The 24,735-nt window shown below is 48.2% G+C and carries 23 protein-coding genes; 17 read left to right on the forward strand and 6 right to left on the reverse strand.

Going from position 1 to position 24,735, the window contains the following annotated elements; translation table 11 throughout:
- The first annotated feature begins 178 nt into the window (after positions 1–178).
- The 4 genes from H8S80_RS05315 (at position 179) to H8S80_RS05330 (ending at position 5,303) form a co-directional block, all read left to right on the forward strand.
- The gene (locus H8S80_RS05315; RefSeq protein WP_117630455.1) at positions 179–4,012 is read left to right on the forward strand and encodes a PAS domain-containing hybrid sensor histidine kinase/response regulator family protein; all 3,834 of its coding nucleotides are present in this window, start codon (positions 179–181) and stop codon (positions 4,010–4,012) included.
- A gap of 92 nt (positions 4,013–4,104) precedes the next feature.
- The gene (locus H8S80_RS05320; protein ID WP_117630456.1) at positions 4,105–4,461 is read left to right on the forward strand and encodes a hypothetical protein; all 357 of its coding nucleotides are present in this window, start codon (positions 4,105–4,107) and stop codon (positions 4,459–4,461) included.
- A gap of 97 nt (positions 4,462–4,558) precedes the next feature.
- Positions 4,559–4,768, forward strand: coding sequence for a hypothetical protein (locus H8S80_RS05325; RefSeq protein ID WP_002599872.1), 210 nt, complete (start codon positions 4,559–4,561; stop codon positions 4,766–4,768).
- Between the two features lie 124 nt (positions 4,769–4,892).
- On the forward strand, positions 4,893–5,303 hold the full coding sequence (locus H8S80_RS05330) for a TipAS antibiotic-recognition domain-containing protein (RefSeq protein WP_117630457.1): 411 nt from the start codon (positions 4,893–4,895) through the stop codon (positions 5,301–5,303).
- A gap of 102 nt (positions 5,304–5,405) precedes the next feature.
- On the opposite strand, the gene H8S80_RS05335 is transcribed toward H8S80_RS05330, so the two are convergent.
- Complete coding sequence (locus H8S80_RS05335) at positions 5,406–6,677, reverse strand: EAL domain-containing protein (RefSeq protein ID WP_117630458.1); 1,272 nt, start codon at positions 6,675–6,677, stop codon at positions 5,406–5,408.
- Between the two features lie 317 nt (positions 6,678–6,994).
- Between H8S80_RS05335 and H8S80_RS05340 the strand changes: the two genes are divergently transcribed.
- The 3 genes from H8S80_RS05340 to H8S80_RS05350 all read left to right on the forward strand — a co-directional run bounded on the left by H8S80_RS05340 (position 6,995) and on the right by H8S80_RS05350 (position 9,213).
- A complete protein-coding gene (locus tag H8S80_RS05340; RefSeq protein ID WP_002599869.1) occupies positions 6,995–7,912 on the forward strand; it encodes a glycoside hydrolase family 43 protein in 918 nt (305 codons plus the stop codon).
- A gap of 108 nt (positions 7,913–8,020) precedes the next feature.
- Entirely contained in the window at positions 8,021–8,635 is a 615-nt protein-coding gene (locus tag H8S80_RS05345) for a YeeE/YedE thiosulfate transporter family protein (RefSeq protein WP_117630515.1), read from the forward strand.
- A gap of 11 nt (positions 8,636–8,646) precedes the next feature.
- Entirely contained in the window at positions 8,647–9,213 is a 567-nt protein-coding gene (locus H8S80_RS05350; RefSeq protein ID WP_117630459.1) for a DUF6691 family protein, read from the forward strand.
- Between the two features lie 17 nt (positions 9,214–9,230).
- On the opposite strand, the gene H8S80_RS05355 is transcribed toward H8S80_RS05350, so the two are convergent.
- The gene (locus H8S80_RS05355; RefSeq protein WP_117630516.1) at positions 9,231–9,935 is read right to left on the reverse strand and encodes a Crp/Fnr family transcriptional regulator; all 705 of its coding nucleotides are present in this window, start codon (positions 9,933–9,935) and stop codon (positions 9,231–9,233) included.
- Positions 9,936–10,343: 408 nt separating this feature from the next.
- Between H8S80_RS05355 and H8S80_RS05360 the strand changes: the two genes are divergently transcribed.
- Complete coding sequence (locus tag H8S80_RS05360) at positions 10,344–13,019, forward strand: EAL domain-containing protein (RefSeq protein ID WP_117630517.1); 2,676 nt, start codon at positions 10,344–10,346, stop codon at positions 13,017–13,019.
- Positions 13,020–13,134: 115 nt separating this feature from the next.
- Here H8S80_RS05360 and H8S80_RS05365 read toward each other — a convergent pair whose 3' ends face one another.
- On the reverse strand, positions 13,135–13,617 hold the full coding sequence (locus H8S80_RS05365; protein ID WP_117630460.1) for a hypothetical protein: 483 nt from the start codon (positions 13,615–13,617) through the stop codon (positions 13,135–13,137).
- Positions 13,618–13,782: 165 nt separating this feature from the next.
- Between H8S80_RS05365 and H8S80_RS05370 the strand changes: the two genes are divergently transcribed.
- From H8S80_RS05370 to H8S80_RS05395, 6 genes are all read left to right on the forward strand, one after another.
- Positions 13,783–16,260, forward strand: a complete 2,478-nt coding sequence (locus H8S80_RS05370; protein ID WP_117630461.1) for an excinuclease ABC subunit UvrA — start codon at positions 13,783–13,785, stop codon at positions 16,258–16,260.
- Between the two features lie 65 nt (positions 16,261–16,325).
- Positions 16,326–17,198: a LysR family transcriptional regulator gene (locus tag H8S80_RS05375; protein ID WP_110326517.1), complete on the forward strand. Its 873-nt coding sequence runs from the start codon at positions 16,326–16,328 to the stop codon at positions 17,196–17,198.
- Between the two features lie 148 nt (positions 17,199–17,346).
- Positions 17,347–17,859 (forward strand): nitroreductase family protein, encoded by a 513-nt coding sequence (locus H8S80_RS05380; protein ID WP_002599856.1) that lies wholly within the window; start codon positions 17,347–17,349, stop codon positions 17,857–17,859.
- A gap of 18 nt (positions 17,860–17,877) precedes the next feature.
- Positions 17,878–18,354 (forward strand): flavodoxin, encoded by a 477-nt coding sequence (locus tag H8S80_RS05385; protein WP_002599855.1) that lies wholly within the window; start codon positions 17,878–17,880, stop codon positions 18,352–18,354.
- A 58-nt stretch (positions 18,355–18,412) separates the two neighbouring features.
- On the forward strand, positions 18,413–19,324 hold the full coding sequence (locus tag H8S80_RS05390) for a helix-turn-helix transcriptional regulator (protein ID WP_117630462.1): 912 nt from the start codon (positions 18,413–18,415) through the stop codon (positions 19,322–19,324).
- Positions 19,325–19,379: 55 nt separating this feature from the next.
- The gene (locus tag H8S80_RS05395) at positions 19,380–19,643 is read left to right on the forward strand and encodes a DUF3795 domain-containing protein (protein ID WP_002599853.1); all 264 of its coding nucleotides are present in this window, start codon (positions 19,380–19,382) and stop codon (positions 19,641–19,643) included.
- 122 nt (positions 19,644–19,765) lie between these two features.
- Here the strand turns inward: H8S80_RS05395 and H8S80_RS05400 are convergent, their stop codons facing one another.
- Positions 19,766–21,019, reverse strand: coding sequence for an anti sigma factor C-terminal domain-containing protein (locus H8S80_RS05400; protein ID WP_117630463.1), 1,254 nt, complete (start codon positions 21,017–21,019; stop codon positions 19,766–19,768).
- On the reverse strand, positions 21,009–21,509 hold the full coding sequence (locus H8S80_RS05405) for an RNA polymerase sigma factor (protein ID WP_025531913.1): 501 nt from the start codon (positions 21,507–21,509) through the stop codon (positions 21,009–21,011). Before H8S80_RS05405 ends, H8S80_RS05400 begins: the two co-directional genes overlap by 11 nt.
- 215 nt (positions 21,510–21,724) lie before the next feature.
- Between H8S80_RS05405 and H8S80_RS05410 the strand changes: the two genes are divergently transcribed.
- Positions 21,725–22,525 (forward strand): class I SAM-dependent methyltransferase, encoded by an 801-nt coding sequence (locus H8S80_RS05410; RefSeq protein ID WP_117630464.1) that lies wholly within the window; start codon positions 21,725–21,727, stop codon positions 22,523–22,525.
- A 72-nt stretch (positions 22,526–22,597) separates the two neighbouring features.
- Positions 22,598–23,215 carry an L-2-amino-thiazoline-4-carboxylic acid hydrolase gene (locus H8S80_RS05415; RefSeq protein ID WP_117630518.1) on the forward strand — a complete coding sequence of 206 codons (618 nt, stop codon included), beginning with the start codon at positions 22,598–22,600 and terminating at the stop codon, positions 23,213–23,215.
- A 304-nt stretch (positions 23,216–23,519) separates the two neighbouring features.
- Here H8S80_RS05415 and H8S80_RS05420 read toward each other — a convergent pair whose 3' ends face one another.
- Positions 23,520–23,888 carry a winged helix-turn-helix transcriptional regulator gene (locus tag H8S80_RS05420; protein WP_117630465.1) on the reverse strand — a complete coding sequence of 123 codons (369 nt, stop codon included), beginning with the start codon at positions 23,886–23,888 and terminating at the stop codon, positions 23,520–23,522.
- 199 nt (positions 23,889–24,087) lie between these two features.
- On the opposite strand from H8S80_RS05420, the gene H8S80_RS05425 reads away from it, so the two are divergent.
- Entirely contained in the window at positions 24,088–24,606 is a 519-nt protein-coding gene (locus H8S80_RS05425) for a nitroreductase family protein (protein ID WP_117630466.1), read from the forward strand.
- Positions 24,607–24,735 lie beyond the last annotated feature (129 nt).

Here is a 24,735-nt window from a genome sequence, read left to right on the forward strand (position 1 = left end):
GCCGCTTTGCCATAAGAAACAGGCAGGACAGAGGGGGAAATGGATTGTGAATCCTCGTAAAACATTGCTATTCGATGCGGAATTTGCTATACTGAACGTATTATTATGAATGTGAACACAGCAAAAACTCAAGCCTGCAGGGATTCAGCCGGAACGGCGTGAGAGGAGGATTCCAGCAATGACAAAAGATACATCGATCTCCATGGACCAGCTAGAGGCGATCCTGGACAATTCACCAACGACAGTGATCATCAGTGCTCTGGATAACCGGGAGCTTCTTTATGCCAATAAGGCCGCGCGTTCCGGAATTGCTCCGGAATGCCTGGGACGGAAGCTGACCTGTTATCAGGCGTTCGGCCATGACAGCCCCTGTCCGACCTGTCCGGCCGGGACGCTCGGGCAGGAGGACAGCGCACTCCGCGAGCTCTTTAATCCGGGGAACGGCCATACCTACCGGTATGTCGGAAAGGATATTGACTGGTCCGGCCGCCCGGCACATATTGAATATATTTCCGATATCAGCAAACAAAAACTGCTGGAACAGGAATTAGAACACCTTGTAAACTCCATTCCCGGAGGGATTGCAAGCTATGAGATAAGAGAGGGCCGTTTTATCCCTGTCTACTATTCCGACGGCGTGATGGAAATCTCCGGCCACACCAGGGAAGAGTACAATGAGATGGTGAAAAACGATGCATTGGGCGCCATCTATGAAGCGGACCGGGAACGGGTCCTGTCGGCGGCTGCAAAAGCACTGGAAGGCGGGGAGGTTCTGGACGTATCTTACCGGATGCGCCATAAAAACGGCCGTCTCATCTGGATTCACTTAAATGGACGGCAGATCAAAACCTCCTCCGAAGCAGCCATGTTCTACGCAGTCTTCACGGGAATGTCGTCGGAAAGCCGCTTATATCAGAATATTACCAACGAGACGGCGGACAGCATCTATGTCATCGCCAGGGATACCTTTGAGCTGCTCTATGTCAATGAAACCGGCGGCATCTTTTCCCCCGGACCTGACTGTCTTGGGGAAAAATGTTACGCTGCGCTGCATAACAAAAAAGCAGCCTGCGAATTCTGCGGCATTATGGCGGGCAGGCTGGACGGCGAAGAGTATGAGATAAAAGAGGACGGAACCGAGCGGATTACGTATACACGTTCCCGTGAGACGGACTGGAACGGCATTCCTGCTTACGTAAAATACGTAAGGGATGTCACGGAAGCGGTTCAGATCCGGAGGGAAAAAGAGCGTCTCGATCTCTACTTCCGGAGCATCGTAGAACAATTCCCCGGCGGTATTTCCATGATGACGTATCATCCGGATGGAACGATGAGGACGGAGTTCATCTCACCGGGCCTTGCTGCGATGACACAGCGGACCGTGGAGGAGGCCGGACACTTGTATGATGCGGATATCTTTGCGGGGATGCATCCGGAGGACGCTGAAAAGAATCGGCAGAAGTTTCAGGAATTTTTGAAGCGCGGAACAGGAACCTGTGAGCTGACGGGGCGTATGCAGCGAAAGGACGGGAGCTATCTCTGGACGTGCAGTACGCTGTCCATGCTGCCTTCCCCGGATGAGATCCGCCGGATATATATTGTGTATACCGATATTACCAAGACGATCGAGGAGCAGGAACAGCTGCGGCGCCGGTACGAGGAGCAGCTTCTGGAGCATTATCATAAGAACGGGGCCAATGAACTGATTCTCGGGCACAGCAGCATTTCCCGGGACCGGGTGGTGGAAATGCGGGACTCCACAGATTCCGCACTTGTGGAACGGTTTGGGAGGCGCAGGGACGCATTTTTTCAGGGTCTCGCGGGGCTGATTACAGACAGGGAAGATCAAAAGGCATTTTTGAAAATATTTATGAATGAATCCATGCTGGACGCATATGCCCAGAATAAAACGGAACAGGCGATGAGCTGCTTTATCCGTCTTCCCGAGGAAAAATACGGCCGCTTTGTCCAGTTCAAGGTCAATCTCCTGACAGGTCCGGAAGCAGGTGAGATCATTGGAATCCTTACGGTTACTGACATTACGGAGGAAACGATCTCTGAACGGATTTTCCATCAGCTGTCGGTCACGAGCCATGACTTTGTGGTCGATGTGGACCTTCTTCATGATTCCTATGCGATACTGGCCTGCAATGAGAATGCGTCCTACATCCCTGCTCTCCATGGCTGTCATTCGAGACAGACGGCAGAGATGGCTGATTCCATCGTACTGCCAAAGGACAGCAGACAGTTCCGCCATGCGCTGGAAGCGGATGAGATACGCAGAAGCTTAAAAAAGGGCCCCTATACGTTTACCTTTTCCACGGAAAATCATGGAGATATCCGCATAAAAAATATGACGATTGCCTCCATTGAACCTCTTTTAGAACGCTACTGTATGGTGTGTACGGATATCACGGATTCGGTGCGGGAGCAGCAGGGGCTGCTGCATATGATGGCATATACGTTTGAACTTATGGGGCTTTTAGATGTCGGCAGCGGGAGCGTCACCGTGTATACCCGGAATATGGTACTGGAAAATCTGCCGCCGGATACCACAGAAGATTATGCGGAGGCTGTCAGAACGTTTACCGATCACGATATTGCGTCTGAATCCGCTGAGAATGTGCAAAATCAATTCAGGCTGGAAACGATTCTTCAGCGGCTGGAGCAAGAACCTTCAGGCTATGATTTTGTTGCTGCCTGTGTGGGGACGGAGGGGATTCGGTATAAGCAGTTCAGCATGCTTTGGGGAAACCGGAACCACGATACCGTCTGTGTGGTCCGGGCTGATGTCACGGACATGATAGCGGCAGAGCGCGAGGTAAAGAAGGAACTGGAGCATGCGCTGGCGGATGCGGAGGCGGCCAACGAGGCAAAGAGTAATTTCTTATCCGCCATGAGCCATGATATCCGCACTCCGATGAACGCAATTGTGGGCATGACAACCCTGGCTTTCGCCCATATCGATGACCGGGTCCGGCTGGAAGACTGTCTGCAGAAGATTACCGTATCCAGCAGGCATTTATTGAGTCTGGTGAATGATGTGCTGGATATGAGCCGGATTGAGCAGTCGAAAATATCGTTCAATCACATAAGGCTCCAGCTTCCCGACCTCGTGGACCAGCTGACAGCCATCCTGGTTCCCCAGGCCAGGGAGCAGGGCGTGCAGCTGTCCATATGCGCAGAACAGGTTACCCGTACTGCTTTTTACGGTGATTTCCTGAGAATCAACCAGATTCTGATTAATCTGCTGGGAAATGCAGTTAAGTTTACACCTGCAGGCGGCAGAGTGGATTTTCGGGTGGAAGAGATTGTAACGGAACATACACCGTCAACTGTCCGGTACCGTTTTACCGTGCAGGATACGGGAATTGGAATGAGTGAAGAGTTTCTGAAGCATATATTTGAACCTTTCACCAGAGAACAGGCGGCAGAACGTATCGAAGGAACCGGTTTGGGATTGAGCATTGCCAAAAGGCTGGTTGATTTGATGGGAGGGACCATCTCCGTAGAAAGCGGAATCAATCAGGGAACCAGGTTTATTGTAGAACTGGAGTTTGAAGAGGCAGAACAAACCTTGGCTGCGCATAAGGACAGCGGGGAAGAGGCCGATCCGAAAATGGCAGGTATCTTTCATGGACGCCATTTTTTAGTTGCCGAGGATAATGAAATCAACGCGGAAATCCTCTGTGAGCTCCTCCATATGGAAGGGGCGTCCTCCGATCTGCGGGAAGATGGGGCCAGGATGGTGGAGGCATTTACGTCCGCGGAACCGGGGACTTATGATGTCATACTCATGGATATCCAGATGCCTGGTATGAATGGATATGAAGCAGCCCGCGTTATCCGCAGCCTGGACCGCGCAGATGCGAAGGAAATTCCGATCATAGCCATGACGGCCAATGCATTTGCAGAAGATGTCCAGGCGGCATTGGAGGCCGGGATGAACGCACATGTGGCAAAGCCGATTGATATGAATATGCTGCGGGCCGCGTTAGGGCGGGTTTTGTGATGCCCGGGGCCGTAGCTTTCCATAATTATGGAATTGATCCGGGAATGAAAGGACATAGACACTAATATAATGTTTAAAAAGTGTGGAACTGTATGAAGACGAAACGGTACAACATCATTTTTGCAGGCTTGGATCAGGAATTGTTTTCCGAAAACAGATTGTCAGAGATTTGGGAAAAGGAAGCAGATGCTGTTTATCTGGAAAGCGGAATATACATAAGCGCGAGGCTGGACATATCGTATTTCATATGCGGTAAAATACGAAACTGTGATTTAGGCGGATTAAGTGCCAGCTTTGTATCACTCAAGGATCCTCTGGGGGCTGAGACAGAGGAGCAATTTTACAGCGCATTATTAGAGGTGGTCCGGAGAGTCAGGAAAAAACTGGATAACCCATATATGGGGGTATCCGCGGAGGCGATAGAGTTTTACTATTTTGTCAGTGTCTAAGCATAAGGACGCGGATGGATTGTACAGAACATACCGTACATAAAATTGCAATCCAATAAAAAAAGAGTTATAATAGGACTATACGGAGGTGAGCAAAATGAAGGTAGTATTTGATCTTGATGACAAGTTGATCGTTACGGAAGCCCAGGAATTGATTGGGCAGGAAGGAGAGCTTACCATTATTGACAGCCGCCATACCTATTATATTGAGAACCTGAGTGAAGAGAGGGCCAAGAAGCTGGTCATGGAGGCGTATAACAGTAAATGCATGAATCTGACAGGATTTATTACAAAAGTCAGAGATTAATGGTCCCAACAGTGAATGTCAGGAAATCGATTTACGGATAACCGGTTTCCTGACATTTTTTTGTAAAATTTTAAAAATATACTTGACTCCAACCTAAGGTAAGACTTTAGACTAAGGAGTTCCTATGAAGACAGAAAAAATGTTTGCCGGTCTGAATAAAGAAGAGTGGGGAGAGGCCCTTAAGGACCAGAACGAGTATTTACAGAAAGAGTATGGATACTCTATCGACGCGGAGGCGGTTGACGCTGCTGTTATGAATGAAAACGCGGAGGAAGCAGCACAATTTATGGCTTTTATGGCCAGATCGCTGAAAGACGGGCTAAGTGCCCAGGATGAAACGGTGCTGTCTGCAATACAGAAGCATATTGCCTGTTTGAGAAGAACTATGGAGATTGATGCAGCAGGGTTCGCCGCTCAGTCCCGTTTTTTTCTTACAGACGATTTTCACCGCAGTATGCTGGAAGGGCAGCAGACCGGTTTGAACTATTACCTCTGCATTGCCGCCGATCATCTGGCGGCGAGAGAGACGGAATAAATGAGAACAGCGGGCGTCTTTGATTTTTCAAAGCCGCCCGCTGTCCTTACTTAATCCGTACGCAGCTACTATTTTTAGTGTATTCTGCGAATTCTCCGTGTGTCACGCAGAGGTGATAGGATTTTTCACAAAAAGCTCTTCGAAATCCTCAACTGACATGGGTTTATAGTAATAAAATCCCTGCACGTAGTCACAGCCCAGCTCTTTTAAAAAGTCCACGTATCCCTTCGTCTCAATTCCCTCTGCTACGGTCGTCATGTTCAGTTCCTTAGCGGTTTGGATGATATAGCGGATCAGCGTTTTCTCACGAAGGTCATTTTCGTTTTGGAACAGAGAACGGTCGATCTTCAGCGTGGTGATACGCGGGTTGATCAGTACGCTGAAAGAAGAGTAGCCGCTTCCGAAATCGTCCACGGAGCACGAAAAGCCAAACTGAGTAATAGCATTGACAACCCGGTTTACCTGATCTACCTGATTGAGAATAATACTTTCCAGAAGTTCGAATTCGATACAGTCCTTCTGGCATGGATTCCGCTCGTAAACTTCCTTGTAATCGTTAAAAAAGAACTCATAATTAAAAGCACTTTCATTCAAATTGACGCTGATATGAATCTCTTTTCCATACTGCTGCTTCCAGCGTTCCACCGTGCGGCAGACAATGCCAAACAAATAGAGATCCACGTTCTGAATCAAACCATTTTCCACAAGAGCCGGAAGAAACTCGCTGACCGGTATCATCCCCTTTACGGGATCGATCCAGCGGACCAGCGCCTCAGCCTTTGTTACCTCCCCGGTTTTTAAATCCACTTTCGGCTGAAGGTACAGCTTAAAATCGCCGTGCTCCAGAGCCGGTTTGATCTCCTGTTCCAGATCGAAATAGTGCAGATTCAGATCATGGTATGTCATGGAGTATATTTCAAAATGAGAGTTGCGGTAAGCTCTCTCCGGGCACTCAGCTCGGCACACATCGGCATTGTACTGGGCCGTATAGAAGTCGGTCGAATCGTCTTCCAGCGGGTAGATGCCTAACCCGATAAACACATGTCCAAATCCCTCATCGTCCTTCATATCCCGTATCATATGGCTGAAATCGGTGACGTACTGGACGATCGTGCTGTAATCGTGAGGCACCTTCACCAGCATATTGTAATAATCGAGATAGAGATGGGCCGCGTATTCCTCTTCCCCGATCCAGCCCTGAATGGCTTCATAGACCCTCTCGAGCAGCCGATCCCCGGCCTCCCGTCCAAACAGCCGGTTAAATATGCGAAAACGTTTGATTTTGAGGCTGATTAGAACGTAATCGGCCGGATTTTGCCTGCAGATCTCTTCATATTTCTCTTTTATCCATTGTTCATCATGAATCGCTTCCATCGTTCCAGTACCTCAGTATTTTATATAATCGAAATAGAGCCTTGATATTTCATTTTAACATTTATTACGTGATTAGACAATAGAAAGCCTCGCTTTATAACGTAACAGAGCATTGGCAAAAGATGAAATATCGACATAATCTTTCGCTATGTGGTTTTCACAAGACGATTAACTATGGTATAATCTTAGCAGGTCAGCCGGGGCGTTACTGTTCCGGAGCGGTTATTACGAGAGAGCTTCAGGATATGAAACATAATCAATAGAGAAACATATGATTCGTGTATCATTTCACGAGACACATCAGAAAAGGAGAAACTATGCAGAAAAATGGACAGATTTGGTATGATGATTCAGGTAAGCCGATTCAGGCGCATGGAGGAATGATTCTGGAACATGAGGGGACATGGTACTGGTATGGTGAGAATAAGGGTCAAAGCAATACACCAGGGCTGACAAGAGTGGATGTAATCGGAATCAGCGTATATTCCTCCAAAGATTTAGTGAATTGGCACGATGAGGGACTGGCATTATCCGCGGCGGATCAGCTGCCGGGCAGCCTGGTGAAGCCGGAGAATGTCTGCGAAAGGCCCAAAGTATTATATAATGCAAAGACCAGCACATTTGTCATGTGGTTCCACCTGGACACGCCGGATTATGTATATGCCGGAGTCGGAGTCGCTGTTTCCGATACGCCGGTTGGACCCTTTAAAATTATTCATGAAAAGCAGCCAAACAGACAGGACAGCAGAGATATGACGCTTTTTGTTGATGAAGATGCTTCTGCATATTTAGTGCACAGTTCCAACTGGAATAAGACGCTTAATATTGCTGAGCTGACCGGGGATTACACGGATGTAACCGGATTTTATCAGTCGGTGCTTATCGATCAGGAACGCGAAGCACCCGCGCTTATCTATGAAGACGGCATGTACTATATGGTTACATCGGGCTGCACAGGCTGGGCTTATAACAGCGCACTCTATGCAAGATCGGAGTTTCTGCTGGGTAAATGGAAATTAATCGACAATCCCTGTGAAGGCGAGAGGTATCGTGAAACCTATGGCGGACAGTGCACCTACATGTTTCGGGTGAAAGAGCAGATCTATATTATGTTCGATCACTGGATTCCCGATAATCTCCAAAATTCCGGCTATTCGATTTTGCCGGTTACGATTCGGGATGGGAGTCTGACGATTCGGTGGAAGGAAGAATTTGAGGGGATTGGAGTGAATTAAAGAGGACGAAATGGAAAAGATCAGGTGGAAGCGTGCGCCTGGTCTTTTTTGTGATCTCGTCACGGAATTGATTTTATTTATAGGATATATTGAGTGAGCGGCTGCAAGATGCAAAAATTAAAAAAAAGAAACGAGGTTGGTTTTATGAAATGGATGAAAAAACAGAAATGGATGGGCGCAGCGGCATTATTGGGTATCGTATTTTTCCTGGCTGTGCTGTTAGTAAAGCCGATTGGCGTATCTACACAGTTTTCAGTATTGAGCGGCATCGTTCACAGTACCGTTGACTCTGCGGTTATAACCGGGGATGACGAACGGGATTCTGGCTATGGAAGTACGAATGCTTACTATGACAAAAGCGAGGGCAGGCTGGCGGCAAACATTAAACATCCAATGAACTATGATTTTATATTTGTTTTGGCAATTCCGTTTGGCGCATACGCTGCCCATTTGTTACGTAAAAAGAAGTATGGGACACAGTCCATGGAAAGTGCAGAGTCGGAGTCCTGTCCCCTTACAGGGAAGAGCCGCTGGAGACAGTATTTCGCTCCCTTCATCGGCGGTTTTATTCTTCTGTATGGCGCGAGAATGGCGGATGGATGCACCAGCGGACACATGATGAGCGGCATAATGCAGGGCAGTATCAGTGGTTACCTGTTTGCAGCAGCTGTGTTTTCCGTAGCGATTCCGACAGCTGTTCTGGTTCATAGAAAACGTTCATAGGAGGACAAAAAATGAATATATTACTTGCAGTTATTCTTGGCGGCCTGTTTGGGTTTGCACTCTATTTTACGGGAGCATCGCATCCAAAAAAACTTGTATCAATGTTAAAGCTGCATGACATTTCCCTGATGAAAATTATTCTCTTTGCCATTGGACTGTCCAGCGTTCTGCTGTCCATTGCAAATGCACTTGGCATTCTTGATCTATCTCATCTGAGCATCAAATCGACAAATCTTGGTGTGCTTATCGGCGGACTTATTTTTGGAGTTGGCTTTGGCTGGATCGGCTCTTGCCCGGGCACCTGCGTGGCGGCTTCCGGCAGCGACGGCATCAAAAAGGCCCTGATCACTGTGCTGGGCGGCCTGGCGGGCGCCTTTGCCTTCAGCGCGACCTATGGCTTCTGGAAATCAATCGGGCTTTTTGGCGTCATGGATCTTGGCAAAATGACATTATTTGGTCTCTCAGAGAAATATCCTTCGCTTTTCGAGATTGGTTTCAGCGGGCTGCTGATTACCGGATTACTCTTTATGGCCCTTGCAGCAGGATTGCCGAACCAGCTTAGAAAAGAAAAGCAATAGTCTCCGTATTCCGGCTTTTATTGCTTTGCCGGCTGTGCTGCGATTGCCTGGAGATACTTTTTATCGAGCACAGTTACGCGGCCTCGTGTTAAGGCTACTGCGCCCTCGTCAACAAAGTAGTGCAGCATTCGGGTGACCACTTCACGGGCCGAGCCGATATACCGGGCAATCTGTTCATGGGTCAGCTGCAGCGTGTTTTCTCCGGTTTTGGCAGTTTCATCAAGGAGAAAGATAGACAGCCGCGCATCGAAGTTCAAGAAAAGGATCTGTTCCATCGCCCACATTACTTCTGAAAACTTCTCAGCGGCAAGGCGCAGCGCAAATAGTTCGGCATGGATGTTATCTTCCATAAGTCTGGAGAATACCGCCGAGTTCAGGACCAGAATTTCACTGTCCTGCTCGGCTTCAATGTGAACATCAAAGGTTATGCTCTTGAGTATGCAGGAGGCCGAAAGAACACAAATCTCGCCTGCCCCCAGACGAAAAAGTGTGACCTCCCTGCCTTCCTCAGACAGGATATAGGTTCGGATTTCTCCGTGCTGCAATATTAAGATTCCCACGCACTCATGTTCCGCACTGTATATGGTTTCTCCTTTGGAGTAGGAAGCAGCGGCCGTATTACGAATCAGCAGTTCCCGCTGTTGTACGGTTAGCATATCCCAGAAGGTCAGATACTTTTTTAAGTAAAATAGTTTTTCTTCCAATGTTTTCCCCCGATGCATTTCCTTCAAAACGTTCCGTTCCATGAAATGGTACCCCCACATATATGATTTCATTTTTATTAGTATGGTACAATCATACAGATAAAAACACAGGGGACGAATTAAATTTGCATATCGGATTACGAAAAGTCTTATAGAAGGTGTCTTGTAATAAGTCAGAAGATATAGTACAATTATGGTAATATATGGAAGATTTTATCAGTTCTTATAATGCAAATTATACGAATTGCAATGGTAAGATTACTGTATTACATAAGACGTTTTGCAGATCTGGTCATCAGGTCTGTTTTTTTAATCTCTTTTTCTGCCAGGAAAATGATTTTTCTTTCATTATCCGATGTGATTGGTAAATATAATTTGCATTATAAGATACACGCTGTCATCCAACTGATAAAGGAAAGACGGAATATGAAGCAGAATGACTATTTTATAGAAGAATCGGAGCGTGTAATACAAGAGAGAACGGCAGATGGACAGTTTTATATACTTTATACCGACATCACGGATTTTCATCTGGTTAATTACATTTACGGAAATGAAATCGGGGATTCCCTTCTGCAGGAAATGAATCATTTCCTGGACAGCCGGCCCAATATTCTGTTGTGCCGCCGCTTGTTTGCCGACTTTTTTGTAGGACTCTATTTCCTGGAAAATGGACAGGAGATCAGTGAAATAATCAGCGGATTGGACAGAGAACTGCAGGAATTCCTCACGGATTTGCAGTCGAGATATCCTGCATGCCGTTTAAAAGCAGCCTGCGGCCTCTGCCTCATTGAGCATGATAATATCGCGCAGGCCATCGACAATGCAAATCTGGCGCGCAAAATATCAAAAAATCAGTATTCCTTCAAAACCGTGGTTTACGATCATTTCATGAAGGATCAGATCACAGCCGTGCATGAAAATGAACTGGAAATCTACAATGCGCTCCATGAAAACCGTTTCTGTTTCTATTTGCAGCCGAAGGTGGATCTGACGAACGGGATGATCATAGGGGCGGAGGCGCTGGCAAGGCGTATCGGTGATGACGGGACTGTAATTCCGCCCGATAAATTTATGGATCTGATGGAAGCGAAGGGATCTGTGATTGAGTTGGATCAGATCATCTGCCGACAGGTCTGTGAGTTCCTGAAAGACCGGATGGACCGGGGATTGTCGGTTGTTTGCATTTCGGTCAATTTGTCGCGTCTCCATATACGAAATCCCGAATCGGCAGATGTGTTCCACCAGATTGCAGCCGAATATGGGATTCCGCCTGAGCTTCTGGAATTTGAACTGACGGAGACCATTCTGCTGGAGGAATTCGCCGGAGCCAAGCATTTGATCGATCAGCTGAGGGCTTACGGCCATCACGTCTCCATCGATGATTTCGGTTCCGGATACGCGGGAATTAATGTATGGCAGGAACTGAACTTCGACTGCCTGAAGCTAGACCGCAAGTTTTTGTCCGATGATGAGCTGTTAAAAAAACGCAATCAGGCGCTCGTTCCCAATATTATCAACATCGCCCACCGTCTCCATGTCCAGGTGCTGTGTGAGGGAGCGGAAACGGAGGAACAGTGTCTCTATCTGCTCCGGCTGGGCTGCACCGTCGTGCAGGGATTCTACTTTTCAAAACCGCTGCCGCCGGAGGAACTGTGCCAGGTCTGTGAACGCCAGGGCGGAAAATATCCGCTTCCCGCGCTGCTGTGCTCCGATAAGTCAGAACACCAGTCCGAACAGACGAAGGAGGCGGATGACGGAGGCGGGGCGCAGAGTAAGATTAAAAGTTATGTTATCGTCATTCTTTGCTGTGCACTTTTCCTGGGAGTCTGCATCACCGGTGTCATGACCGTGAACCGAAACCGGACGCAGAAGGAATTTACCAGCATGATAATCGAAACGCTGAATGCTTACACTGCGGGACAGCGCGAAAATACCCTGACGGAAATCGATGGTGTTGTGAATACACTGCAGTCATTTGCCGTGTTGATTATGGAAAATGACGAGCCGGAATTTATCAATACATTTTTGAGTGCGCTGAATAAGGTGAGTCCGAAGATTCAGTATACCTATTATACTTACGGGATGTATCAGGAGCTGATTACGAGCGGGGAGGCAAGACCGGAGGACAGTGAAATTTTAGAACGCCTGAAACTGGGCGAGACAGTGGTGACAGATATCATTTATTCTGAGCGGCTGGGAGACATCTACTGCGTCGGAGTCGGAGTTCCTGTGATGAAGGATGGGGTGTTCATTGGCACGGTGCAGGGGATTATCAACGCAGAGGCGCTGATATCTACAGAGCTGTTTGACCCGGGGCTGGGAGAGATATGCAATGTATTTCTTACTGACGGGGACAGCAGGATTCTTCCGATCCGGGAACCGAATGGAAGAGGCGTTGGTGAGAGTCTCCTGGAACTTTTAGATATCTATGGAGTAAAAAAAGAGGTGATAGAGGAGCTTCATGACGCCTATGATGCAGGGGATTCCCAGGCAAGAAGCGTCCGGGCAGGCAGATTTGACGGGAGTCCGTATTACTTATCCATGACCGGGCTGAGATATAACGACTGGTATCTGGTCGTCTGTTTGAAGGCCGATGCCGCAACCATGCATTTGCGCTACATTGTGAACAATATGATGTGGAGTATCGCCGGGCTGATTGCGGCGGTTGCCCTGGTTTCGGCGGCAATGATTCTTTTCTGGGTGAGAGTTCAGAACAGGATTTCCTTAGAACAGCAGCGCTATCTTCTGCTGGAACACTTTTCAGATACGGTACTGTTTGACTATGACTGCAGGCACGATACCATCCGATTCACCTCCAATGCATCGAAGCTTTTAAAGATCCGGGAGCTGACACAGAATCATTTTCTGAATGGGCTGGACCGGGCGTTTATTTACGCGGGAGATCAGGAGGAGGTTCAGCGTGTACTGAGCGGTCAGACTGGCGGGGAATACGGCGAAATCCGAGTGCGCGTGATGCGCCCGGATACCGAAGAATACTTCTGGTGTCTGGTGCAGTATCAGAATCTGTATAAGAGCAGCGCCATAGATTCCATTATTGGAAAAATAACGGATATTGACGAGCGTATGCCGCATGAATAAAAGCAGCTGGCAGAACAGGAAAAGCGGCAGGCAGAAATAAAAAGTAAATGATACCCTAATCGTAAGATACAGACTTTCTTCTGAATCCTGTGATTAGGGTATTTTTATTATGCTCTTATAATTGATGAAGATCAAGAAGATGGTTTTGCAGCGGTTTTCCGCAGTTCGGGCAGTTTATTTTCCTGAAAATGGACGGAATCGCCGGATCGTTGTCTTTCGTGCCGCTGTAGTATATCGCATCGGCCTCGGCCATGGGCATAATGATCGGAGCCTGATACAGATAACCGCATTCTCTGCACAGCCAGGAGCTTCGAAAGAACACATGGTAAAAATGTTCCCCGTTTTTAAAGCAGTGCAGCGTTGACCATTGATAATTTTCAATCCTGTTTGGATGGTGGGTCAATGCCAGATATAATTGTTCCGGGGCAGCTTCCCTTGCCTGTTTGATGAATGTTCTCAGCTCTGTCGGAGACTTCTTTAAATAACTTAATAATTCGTGATCCTCGAGAATATGGTCATAAAATTGAGGAGAGATGATGTATGTATATAAACCATCGATATAACCGATTTTTAAACAGTATTTTTCTAATAGCTTCACATGATTCCGCCCTTTCAAATATAAATTTATTTCATTATAGCAGAGAAGGGCTGAAAAATGAAGTCTGCTACGCTGGTGGTATCCTTTCTATTGATACAACCAGGGTATAGAATCGCCCGCTTTCCTGTGCTATAATAATTGAAAATCTATCAAGGAGTGAATTCTATGCCTGATCACATTGAGATACGGGGTGCCCGTGTTCACAATCTAAAAAATATAGACCTGGATATTCCGCTGGGGAAGCTGGTGGGGATCGCCGGTGTGTCTGGATCCGGCAAGTCGTCGCTGGCTTTGGGCGTGTTGTACGCGGAGGGGTCCCGCCGTTATCTGGAGGCGCTGTCCACGTATACCCGGAGGCGGATGACACAGGCGGCGGAGGCCAGGATCGACAGCATCGAGTATGTTCCGGCTGCTCTGGCGCTCCATCAGCGTCCCGCCGTACCGGGGGTACGAAGCACCTTCGGTACCTCTACGGAGCTTTTGAATTCTCTCCGGCTCATGTTTTCCAGGCTGGGAAGCCATCGGTGTCCCAATGGTCATTTGCTTCAGCCGACGGTGAACACTGCCATAGGAAAACCGCTTCGCTGTCCGGAATGCGGGGCGGCATTTGACGGTCCCAGCGCTGAGAGCTTTTCTTTCAACAGCCAGGGAGCCTGCAAAAACTGCGGTGGGACAGGCATCGTGAGAACTGTGAATGAGGCCGTGCTGGTTCCGGATGAATCCATTTCCATAGACGATGGGGCCGTCGCGCCCTGGAATTCTTTAATGTGGTCTTTGATGACGGATGTATGCAGGGCGATGGGTGTCCGCACAGATGTCCCTTTTTCAGAGCTTACAAAATGGGAACGAGAGATCGTCTTCCATGGCCCGGCTGAAAAGAAGCACATTCTATACAAAGCGAAGAAAAGCAATCAGGCAGGGGAACTGGATTTTACCTATTTTAACGCGGTTTACACCGTGGAGAATGCGCTGGCGAAGGTAAAGGATGACAAGGGCATGAAACGGGTGGAGAAATTTCTGAAGCAGGAGCTTTGTCCGGTCTGCGGAGGAACCAGGCTGAATGAAAGGGCGCGCTCTTCCCTGCTCTGCGGGATAACACTGGGGGAAGGCGCCGCTATGACATTGGATGCCCTGATTCCCTGGGTGAAGGCCGTTCCTGCATCCATGCCGGAAGAACTGCGGGACATGGCTGAGAGCATCTGCGGCCAGTTCCTGCATACGGCCAGGCGGCTGACCGACCTGGGGCTGGGGTATTTAAGCCTCGACCGGGCGGGAGATACGCTTTCTACCGGGGAACGTCAGCGGGTTCAGCTTGCCAGGGCAGTGCGAAGCCGGACGACGGGAGTTCTCTATGTGCTGGATGAGCCCTCGATTGGACTGCATCCGGCTAACGTGGATGGACTGCTCGGTATGATGGACGATCTGATCGCTCACGGCAATTCCGTTGTACTGGTGGACCATGACACACGGGTATTGAAGGCCTCCGACTGGCTCATTGAGATGGGACCCGGAGCGGGGCAGCATGGGGGAAACGTGCTGGCGCAGGGAAGTCTGGAAGACGTGGCAGAAACGCCGGACTCGCTGATTGCCGGATTTCTGACCGGAGAGGAACCGGTTCTAATCCGTAAACGGACTCCTTCGGAGAGAATGTTTGAACAGGGACATATCAGAATATCAACCGCTCCGCTCCATACGGTTCACGCCCTTAATCTGGATATTCCGAAAGGCCGGCTGGTGGCGGTTACCGGCGTATCCGGTTCCGGTAAGACGACCCTGATTTTGGAAAGCCTGATCCCTGCTTTGCAGGCGTCCTGCGGCGGCACACGGCTGCCAGATCATGTGAAAGCCGCTGACGCGCCCGGAATCAGGCGGGTCAGCCTCATTGACTCAACGCCGGTTGGAATCAATGTCCGGTCAACGGTGGCGACCTACAGCGGCGTTCTGGACGAGCTGCGAAAACTTTACGCGGCCACTCCTGAGGCAAAAGAACAGGGATGCAGGGTCAGTGATTTTTCCTACAATACCGGTTCCCTGCGCTGTGCAGGATGCGAGGGCACCGGGCAGATCACCATGGATGTGCAGTTCCTGCCGGATGTGGAGATTGTCTGCCCGGACTGCGGCGGTTCCCGATATGGAAAGGAAGCGGCTGCGTTCCGCTCCCACGGCATATCCCTGCCGGAGCTGATGGGCATGACGGTGGAACAGGCGCTGGAGCGGTTCTGTGATGTGAGAAAGGTCAGAGAACGGCTCCAGGTCCTGGCTGATTTAGGCCTGGGTTATCTGACCTTGGGGGAGGCGACGCCTGCCCTGTCCGGAGGCGAGGCCCAGCGTTTGAAGCTGGCATCGGAGATCGGCAAGGCCCAGGATGATGCCGTGTTTGTGTTCGATGAGCCTACCATCGGCCTGCATCCCCTCGACGTGCGGGTGCTGATCGGCGTATTCCAGAAGTTCATCGATGCCGGAGCCACAATTATTGTCATCGAACACGATCTGGATATGATCGCCAATGCCGACTATGTGGTGGATATGGGGCCGGGCGGAGGTGATGCAGGAGGCCGGATCGTGGCGGCCGGTACGCCGGAGGAAATATCGCGGAGTGAGGAGAGCCTTACAGGGAAGTATCTGAAAAAGATTATGAAATAGAGGTGCAGATTTCCGCGAATATTACGATTCTGGGAAAAATGGGAAGCCAGTAAAAGGAGATGGAGATGGATATTCGTATATTGTCGTATTTTCTCATGGCTGCAAGAGAAGAAAATATAACGAAGGCTGCCCAGCTTTTGCATATTACGCAGCCAACCTTATCCCGCCAGCTCATGCAGCTGGAGGAAGAACTGGGAGTAAAGCTGTTTCAGAGAAGCAACCATAGTGTTTATCTGACTGATGAAGGTATGATTTTCCGCCGCAGGGCACAGGAACTGGTGAATCTTGCAGAGAAAGCACAGGAGGAACTGACTCAGAAAGAAGAAACTCTGTCTGGTGTCATCGCGATTGGCTGTGGTGAAATACGCAGCGTGCAGGAAGTGGCAAAGCTGATAACCGGTTTTCAGGAGTGCTGTCCACTCGTAAAATTTGAATTATACAGCGGAGATAATGAAGACATCAAAGAACGGATGGAACAGGGTGCTCTGGATATGGGGCTTCTTTTAGAGCCGGTAAGTATTGTGAAATACGATTTTATCCGTATGAAAATGAAAGAACAGTGGGGAGTTCTGATTCATAAGGATAACCCGCTTGCCTCACGGAATGTCATACAGCCGGGGGACCTCGTGGGAACACAGGTTGTAACCGTTCATCTGAACACTCCGGTACATCACGAACTTGCGGGATGGTCCGGAGATTTTGCAAAACAGATGGAATCCTGCGTAAATTATAATCTGCTTTATAATGCAGTGATCACAGCCAGGGAACGGAAGGGGGCAGCAATCTGTGTAAAATTGGACTGCTATTATGAAGATATGAAGTTTTTACCGTTTGATCCAAAGCTGGAACTCAGTTCCGTACTTGCATGGAAAGATCAACAGCCCTGTTCAAAAGCAACAAACGCTTTTATCCGGTACGTGAAAGAAACGTATCGATAACAGTCTTATTAGTCATACGAAATAAGCATTCCTAATAATGAATTATAAGCATTAGACATAATAGAAAAATGGAATTAATATATAGGTGCAGCATAGAGAATAATGAAAAATCTTTGCGGCATCTATTTTCAGAAGGAGGTAATAGAGAATGGAATTTTTTGATGTAATTAAGAATCGCTACGCATGTAAGAATTTTGATGGCCGTCCAGTCGAAAGGGAGCAGCTGAATATGATCCTGGAGGCCGGCAGACTGGCACCAACGGCGAAAAACCTGCAGGAACAGCGTATCTATGTTGTTCAGTCAGAAGCAGGACTCTCCAAAATTGACAAGGTGACTCCCTGCAGATATGGCGCAGCTACTGTCATGGTGGTGGCATTTGACAAGAATCATGTTTTTACCTACCCCGGTGAAACACGTAATTCCGGCGTAGAAGATGCAGCTATTGTGGCGACTCATATGATGCTGGCTGCAAAGGCGGCAGGCGTCGACAGCTGCTGGATTAATTTCTTTGATCCGGAAGTAACAGCAAAAGAACTGGGACTGCCTGAGAATGAGGAGATCCTTATGATTCTTGATATTGGATATGCGGAAAAGGGATCAAAACCGCTTGCTGCGCATACACAGCGCAGGAAAATATCAGAAACAGTTACATATATTTAGAAAACGGAGGATTTAAAAATGAGCAGAGTATTAGTTGCATATTTTTCGGCCAGCGGTGTAACTGCAAGGCTGGCAAAGGCGCTGGCCTCCGCTATAGGGGCAGATTTACATGAGATTGAACCTGCTGTGAAGTATACTGCCGCAGATCTGGACTGGACTAATAAGAAGAGCCGCAGCAGTGTGGAAATGAGCGACAAGTCTTTCCGGCCGGAGATCGCGAATAAAGTTGAGCATATGGGGCGGTATGAAGTTATCTATGTGGGATTTCCAATTTGGTGGTACGTAGCTCCTACTATTATAAATACATTTTTAGAACAGTATGATCTGGAAGGAAAAAAGATTATTCCGTTTGCAACATCGGGTATGAGTGGTATGGGAAATACAAATGCAGAGCTGAAGGGGTCCTGTAAGGGTGCTGTTTTGATGGAAGGCAGGCGATTTAACGCTGAGGCAGGAGCAAAGGAACTGAAGGACTGGGCAGAGAAATATAATTAAATTCATGACTATGTAATGTCATGTTTCCTGTGATACAATGTCATAGGGTGATAAAAATATGAAGATCGAACGCTTAATTGGAATTATTACAATCCTGCTGCAGCAGGACAAAGTGACCGCTCCGGAGCTGGCGGCGCGTTTTGAGGTTTCGAGAAGAACCATCAACAGGGATATTGAAGCGATCTGTAAAGCCGGGATTCCCCTGGTCACGATTCAGGGATTCGATGGAGGCATCTCCATCTCAGACAGCTATAAGATAGACAAGACGCTCTTTACGCAGGATGAACTGCAGACCATTTTAACCGGTTTAAAAGGCATTGACAGCGTATCCCCAGGCGCATACCTGAGTGGAATTATGGAAAAGCTGTCGAGCAGGGAACGGCAGATTGTCGTTGACGATACCATGGTGATTGACCTTGCGTCCCATTACCACGACGCTTTGACACACAAAATCGGCCTGATTAAAAAAGCAGTCCGGTGCAGGCACATGATCTCTTTCCAGTACTACAGTGAAAATGGGGAAAGCCAGCGCAGAATTGAGGCATACCGGCTGATTTTTAAATGGTCCTCATGGTACGTTTTTGGATTCTGTCACAGCAGAAACGATTACCGTCTATTTAAGCTGAACCGCCTATGGGACTTGTCCGTCCTGGAGGAACACTTTGTTCCGCGCGAGATTCCGGAGAAACGGCTGGATTTTGATGCTTACTTTTCCTCCCATACGATTCGCTTGAAGGCGATATTTACAGAAACGGAAAGACACCGTCTGATTGACGAATACGGTAGGGACAGCTACGTGCCTTGCGAGAGCGGGGGACTGCTGTTCGAATGGGATTTTGCGGGCTATCAGAACATGCGGCAGTGGATTCTCAGCTTTGGCGATCAGGTGCGCGTGTTGGAACCGGAAGAACTGAGGACGGATATCCGACGGCAGTCTGAAAATATTTTGCAGAGATACCGGGAGACATGACCCATAGCTGTCATGTTCCCTCTGCTATAATGGAAATCAAAAAGGAGATTTTATAATGATTGAATCCAGATGCGGTATCCTGTGCAGTTCGTGCGGTTATAAGGAGGAAATGGGGTGTAAAGGCTGTGTACATATTGATAAGCCATTTTGGGGTGACGGATGTCCGGTAAAAACCTGCTGCGAGACCCGGGAGCATGAGCATTGCGGCCAGTGCGGGGACTTTCCCTGTGAGCTGCTGAAGCAGTTTGCATATGATGAAGCGCAGGGAGACGGCGGCAGGCGGATTGAACAGTGCAGGTGCTGGAACCAGGGAAGGTAAATGTTACATTCATGAAAGAAAATAGATGCAGACGTAAGAGCGGACGAGTCTGTCCTCTTAATCTTACGCCTGCATTTTATTATTACTCTGACAATTTTTACTTAGAAATTGATTGTGATATGTTACCGTGAAAGCGCGGACAATTTCGCGTCTTCCACATACACACCATCCACCTTTTCCTGCTCTGCAAAGGAGATCACTTGGCTTACATTTCCCTGAATCATAACGCCGAAAATCTGAATGCCATGATCCTTCACATAGGAAGCCAGTTCTTCGTAATATTCCTGGCTGATCCCGTTTACATCGGCCATGGCTGTTAAAAACTGCGGCCTGTCAGACATATACTGCAGCATGGAAGTGAAATGCTGTTCCCAGATTTCTTCCAGTGCTTCTCCGTCGTTCAGTTCTCTGGCCGTCGTTGGCCTCAGATATGGATACGTTTCTTCCGGATAGACGCCTGCTTCTGAGAATACACCCGTTCCAGCGGGATCAAATCCGGCGACGTTCATGTTATACCCTGGTTCGCTGCACGTTACGGCTGCATAGGTGATATCCAGATTGCCCTGATCGGCCACCCACTGACGGTACAGACTGCTGAAGGCCTCCAGGGACATAGGGGCGTCAAATGTGATATAGGCGGCGGCCCAGGAGGAGGAAGGAAGCTCTTCCAGCTGCTCTAGCTGGCTGTCGATTTCCTCCTGCGGCTGCCGATACACATCGTTTCCAGCCTCATCCGTAGTGCAGAAGGTTTCTAATTTTCGGCCAAATGCATTTATAGGAGGAAAATGCCAGTACGTCTCCAGTACAGATCCTGTCCGGTTTAAAATATTAGAATAGTAACCGGTCAGGGAAGCTTCGCTGCCCGCCATTTTCCCTCGCACGATTCTGCCGGAAAATGTTTCTTCGCGACCGTGGAAGAGATTGCTCTGGCGTATCTCCACATGATAGCTGCCCGGAAAGCCGGGGACCGCCTTGGCCCAATTCGTCGTATAGCCAGGAGAGTGCAGCTCGGTAAATACCGCCGCATCAATAAAAAACTGACCGTCTCCGCCATACGTTTCCTGATAACCGCGGTTCGGATTATAGAAAATACGGCTGCATATGGGACCGGAGAGCAGAACCAGGACAGCCGCTGCCAGAAAAGAAATCAAAATGCTTTTCAGCAATTTCCGGTTCACCGTCTTTTTAATTCCCCTGATCTCATTTTCATCACTTTCAGTCATGAGTTCCTGAAGTCCCGGGCAGCTGTCATCGACCTGCGCCAGGGTGTATTCTTCCAGAAGCTCGAATTTCTCAAGCTCCTCCTCTACGAATTTTATCTCTTCCAAAGAGGCGGTTCCTTCTTTGTATCGCTGAAACACTTCCTTAAATGTCATACATTTCCTCCTTCAGACTTATTTTTAACTGCTTGCGTGCCCGGCAAAGCGCTGTCTTTACCGCACCTGGCTTTTGACCGGTCAGAGCTGCTATTTCTTTAATGTTGTAGTTTAAAAAGTAAAACATAAAGATGGCTTCCCTGTATCTGGGCGGAAGGCCTAATACAGCGCGGTAGAGTTCTCTGGCCTCTTCACCTTTCAGCATCTGCTCCCACACGATGTCGGAAGATCCGCTCAAAGGCGGCTCATCCGCCAGTTCAGGCAGAAGCCGTGCATCTTTGCGCAGCCGGTCATAAAACAGGTTTCTGCTCACTTTAAACAGCCAGAACTTTACATTCTGCCGCTGGCCTTCCAGGGAGAGCAGCGCTTTATAAAATGTCTCGCTGGTCAGATCCTCGGCCATATGGACATTGCCGCACAGGGAAAGCGTATATAAGTAAACCTCATGGTAATAAGTAAGATAAATATTTTCCAGCGTCTCGTTCTTCACCGCGGCCCCCCTTTCTTTATTTTCCTTATCATCCTATAAACGTTTGTGATAAAGAAAGGTTACACGAAAAATACTTTTTTATCAACAGTCTGGTTTGTGATTGCGAAAGGTTCTCATGTACAGACAATAGACATCCGTGCGGTCTTATGGTAATATATGGTTAGTATATACTAACTTGCGTTCCGCAGCAAAAACTGGAAAGGACAAATAAAGAAATGACAGCAAATCTTGGAGTTGTACAGGAAACTATGTTGATCCCCCTGGTAATTAAGGCCAATGAGACCCTTCGACAGAAAGCCAGGATCAGAGATGAAAAAGCAGTGGAAATCATGAAACAGCTGCAAATGGACACAGAAAAATACGATAAGTTTATGAGTCATGAGGGCGTCGTGGCCAGAACCATCATGTTTGATCAGGCGCTAAAGCAATTTTTGGAAAAATATCCGGAGGCGGTTTGCGTGAATCTGGGCTGCGGCCTGGACGCGAGATTTTACCGTGTTGATAACGGAAGAATCCTGTGGTATGACATTGACCTGCCGGATGCGATGACGGTGAGAAAGCAGTTTTTTACGGAAAGTGACAGGGTTCATCAGATTGCAGGCTCTATCCTGAAGGCGGATTGGACCCAGGCTGTTGAAACGGGGAGACCTTTGATTTTTATTATTGAAGGAGTGCTGATGTATTTTAGCCGGGAACAGGTGAAGACACTGCTTTCCATACTCGCCGGTGCATTTTCTGAATTTGTGCTGCTGGCGGAATTAATGCCGCCGATGGCCGTAAAGCAGGCCAAACATCATGATACCTTAAAGAGTACCAATGCTACTTTCCGTTGGGGCACCAAGTCGGGAAAAGAGCTGGAGGCGCTGTGTCCCGGACTGACCTTGCTGCGGGAAAACAGCTTTAATGATGTGATGAAGACTTATACATTTCGCGGATGGCTGTTTGGCTCCCTGCCTAAACTGAAGGATTGCAACGACAGACTGGCTGTTTATCGATATAAAAGACGAGATGCATAAAGGCGCATGAAGCCTGTAACCTGTTTTTTATATCCGGATGTGCTGTGCGACAGAAAGAAAGGCGGGATCAATATGGCAAAGAAGAAAGAGAATGTATTTCTGGCAGAGATGGCACCGTTCCTCTCTAAACGCTATGAAGGTGAAAAAGCGGCATCGATTATGGCAATGGCGTGGAAGCGGTACCGGGAGATCTGTGAAGAAAACGCACAGGAGCCAAAGGCCATGTATATGCATACGAGAGAACGTATTTATCCGGGGATAGCGGCCTTTGATGCACTGACTGCCAACGGAGAAGCGAGAGAGCAGGCTGCGGATTTCATCGAGGATTATTATGCATGGAGAAGCCGGCGCATGGCGGATATGCTTCATAAGCTGATGAAGATACCCGGATGCTGCAGGCTCGTTCCAAAGTTTTTCAAATCCATGACCCGCTCGAATTTCGGTCCGAAGGCAGGCTTTCAGGCGGTTTACTATGAGACAACAAATAAGGTACTGAGATTCGACATGATAAAGTGTCCATATTTCGATATCTGTAAAGCCTATGGCTGTGAGGAGATTGTAAGGGCATACTGCCATGCGGATGATGTATGCTATGGCAGCATGCATCCCAGGATTGAATGGGGAAGAACCCAGACGATGGGAGACGGAGGGACCTGCTGTGATTTTAAGATTACAGTAAAAAATATGTGATTTTCAGGGGCTTGAGTTCCTGCAGCTTTTCCAGCTCGTCCCTCGCCTTATTTTTGCACTTTCAACTGCGCCCTCCACGGCACGTCCGGCTCCGGAGATGCAAGTGAGATAGAAAAAGTTATATCCAAGCTTTGCTTTGTCTAAACGGTGGATCTGCTTTATAACATCCTCGGCCCTTATTCAAATGACGGGACAAAATAACAATAGAATAAAGAGTCCGCCAAGCGGGACCCGCTGTCCTCTGGAGCTGTTGTTTCATGGGACGAACGATTCTTTGAAATAAGAAATGCAGGCTGATTGTCATTCAGTCTGCATTTCTGTATTCATAGCCGCGGAAAAGGGGGGCCTTGCTGCCGGATTTGTTCAAATAATCGGATCCCCAGCTGCACATAGCCTCCAGAACCGGTAAGATCGTTTCCCCAAAAGGAGTGAGCTGATACTCCACCTTTGGGGGAATAACAGGATAGACGGTGCGGCTTAACAAACCGTCCGTTTCCAGCTCGCGCAGCTGCTGGGTCAGCATTTTCGGTGTCGCCTGTGGAATCAGGCGGTGAAGCTCGCTGAAGCGGAGGGCGCCTTCCACCAGATGAAAGAGTATCAGGGCCTTATATTTTCCTCCGATCAACACAAGCGTGGCCTCAACTGGACAATGGTAAGTGCTGGGACATCTCATGAGAAAGCTCCTTTCTATCGATTCCTTTTATACGGATAGACAGTATCTTTTTGGGTACTACATACCCTAAAAGTGCATACTTGTTTAAAGGAAAATCAGTGTTATAATTATAGCTGAAGTTGATGGAAACATCAACCCACTGCATGCAGCTATATCAAACAGGCCATATAGAAGATGAAAGGAAAGGAGCGTGTTACATATGAATTTTTTAGACAACGCGAAGAAACGGTATTCGGTACGGAGCTATAAGTCTCAGAAGGTGGAACAGGAAAAACTGGATTTGATTCTGGAGGCGGCCCGCGTTGCACCGACAGCGGCGAACCTGCAGCCGGTGCGGCTGATTGTCGTACAGGAAAAGGAGGGCCTGGCGAAAATCGAAAAGGCCGCCAACATATACAATGCACCTCTGGCTGTTATCGTGTGCGCCGATCACAGCACAGCGTGGACCCGTCCGTTTGATAAGAAGCAGACTGGAGATATCGATGCCTCTATTCTCACCGATCACATGATGCTGCAGGCTTCAGAATTAGGACTGGGAACTGTCTGGGTATGCTATTTTAAGCCGGATATTCTTTCACAGGAATTCAACCTTCCTGAGAACCTGGAACCGGTCAATATCCTTGTGATTGGATATGCTGATGAAGAACCGGCGGATCCGGACAGACATGGGAAGACACGGATTCCGTTGGATACGCTGGTTGCATACGAGAAAATATAATTGCTTAATTAGTGAATAAAAATGCCGGAAATAAGATTTAAATCAGGAACACAGGCTGTCGGGTCTCTATCTTTCTTTGATAGAGACCTTTTTTTGTTGTGCAGCAATCCTTATGTTCTCAAGAATACA

The organism is Hungatella sp. L36 (assembly GCF_014288035.1).